Origin of the sequence: Vibrio sp. 10N.222.46.A1 (assembly GCF_041473595.1) — a bacterium.
GTDB classification, from domain to species: Bacteria; Pseudomonadota; Gammaproteobacteria; order Enterobacterales; family Vibrionaceae; genus Vibrio; species Vibrio tasmaniensis_A.
In genome coordinates, this window is sequence record NZ_JBFRSN010000880.1 from 1 (window position 1) to 1,800 (window position 1,800).

Below are 1,800 nucleotides of genomic sequence, written 5' to 3' on the forward strand. Positions count from 1 at the left end.
CAGTAGTACTTGGTAACTGGAATCGTCAATGTGAAATAGCAGATCACCTTTACAGATTTGTTCACCTAGTTGAAATTTTTTTGCTTTTGAAAGAATCACTCCTGAAACCTGGCTCGTGAGCGTTAAAGTTTCTTCTGGAATTACCTGCCCGTAACCTTCAATGGTAGAGCGGTGTTGCCCGGCAGCAATGTCGACTGTGGTGACTTTGATATATTGTCGAGGCTGAGCTTCCAGCGCTAACGTTGTTTCTTCGGGGATTGACTTAATGATGTACATCGCGGTGGCAATGATACTGAGCAAGCCCAAAGCCGTAACAAGTATCTGTTTCATTTTAAACCCCCATTCCTAATGCTAACCCTAAGGTAATTCTGTTTGAGAGCCGAGTACGCTGAGTATTAAGCAACTGGATTTTAGATTGGTAAATAGATTGTTGGGCGATAAGCAGTGCCAAAACGTCACTGGCTCCTTCCTGATAAAGGTTTTGATAGTTTTTCATACTAGCCTTGGAGAATGTAAAAGCATCTCGATAATGCTGTTCTTGTTGTTTGAGGTAGAACTCTTTGTCTAGTGCATTTCCTACCTCATTGATGGCAACCAATAGTTTCTTTTGGTAATCAACAAAGCTCTCTTCTGCTTGAAGCTGAGCTATTTTGGCTTTGGTTTGTAGTGATGATTGGTCAAGAAGAGGTGCGCTGATCCCCCCAACGAGATTCCACAGGGAAGGATTGTCGATAAGCTGGTTTGGTGTTGAGCCGCTACGATAAACAGAGGCAGACAGTGTGAATTTAGGCAGTAGATCTTTGTAAGCAACTGCCGCGCTTTTGTCGGCGGCGAGCACTTGCTGATAAGCGGCAAGGAGGTCAGGACGTGATCCAATCATTTCTCCGGGAAGACGTAATGGCGGAGCTTCAACTTCTGGGATCGTGAAAATCATTCGGTTAAGCTGGGTGTCGCTCTTACCTCGTAAGGTATTAAGGCCTCTGATTGCGATAAGCTGATCTTGTTCTTTAGCCGCTAAACTCGCTCTTACTCTGGATGTTGCAGCACGAGCGGTGTCGAGGTCTGCTTGTTCTTTAAACCCATCGAGCACTTGCTCTAGTACAATATTCTCAGTGTTTGAAAGGCTTTGTAGCCAGCGTTGTTCAACCCCGATCACTCTTGCTCTGTAAGCAACATCAAGCCACGCCTCTATTACGCGAGCCGCGAGAGAGTTTTGTGCGTAAGCATAGTCGAGTTGTGTTGCCTGTTGTTTCGCGTTAGCTGCGCTTGCTGAGTCAGCTAAGCGTCCCCAAACATCAAACTCCCAACTTAAATTCAAAGACAGTTTGTGACTGTTCTGAATTTGACTTGTTTTTTGTCTAGAGGCTTGAAAGTCTGTATTTAAAGAAGGTTGAAGGTATTGATCACTTTGAGCCGCTAATAGTTCAGCTTGCTTCAAGCGAAGTGCAGTTTTATGTAGGTCGTGGTTATTGGTGAGGGCTTCTTGAACCAGATCGGCGAGAGCTTGATTGTTGAACAGCGAGAGCAATTGTGTCGACATCGTAGTGTTTACGTATCGTTGAGAGCTTTCCCATTGCTCGGGAATCTGGGTTGTATTGTTCAAACTGGCTTGCGGCGTTGGTGATAGAGAAGCGCAACCCGTGAGATAGGTCAGACTACCCAGTAGTAATAACGCGGATAGGGGGTGGTGTGTGTTCATGCTGTCTTACTCTAAGGTATTTATCTATAGATATACCTAACAGCGAGTAAATTGGAGGTGAAATGAGTGTTTGGTTATTGATTAAAATTGGATATGGATAT

The 1,800-nt window shown here is 44.6% G+C and carries 1 protein-coding gene and 1 pseudogene; both read right to left on the reverse strand.

Features of this window, described 5'->3' with window-relative positions; all coding sequences use genetic code 11:
- Positions 1-330: pseudogene (locus AB4496_RS21445) on the reverse strand (efflux RND transporter periplasmic adaptor subunit); the annotation flags it as partial.
- A 1-nt stretch (position 331) separates the two neighbouring features.
- On the reverse strand, positions 332-1,540 hold the full coding sequence (locus tag AB4496_RS21450; protein ID WP_102258339.1) for a TolC family protein: 1,209 nt from the start codon (positions 1,538-1,540) through the stop codon (positions 332-334).
- Positions 1,541-1,800: the final 260 nt, after the last annotated feature.

Bases quoted from the DNA above. Each gene is read 5' to 3' on its own strand.
- AB4496_RS21450 (WP_102258339.1), bottom strand. From the start codon at position 1,540: ATGTCGACACAATTGCTCTCGCTGTTCAACAATCAAGCTCTCGCCGAT.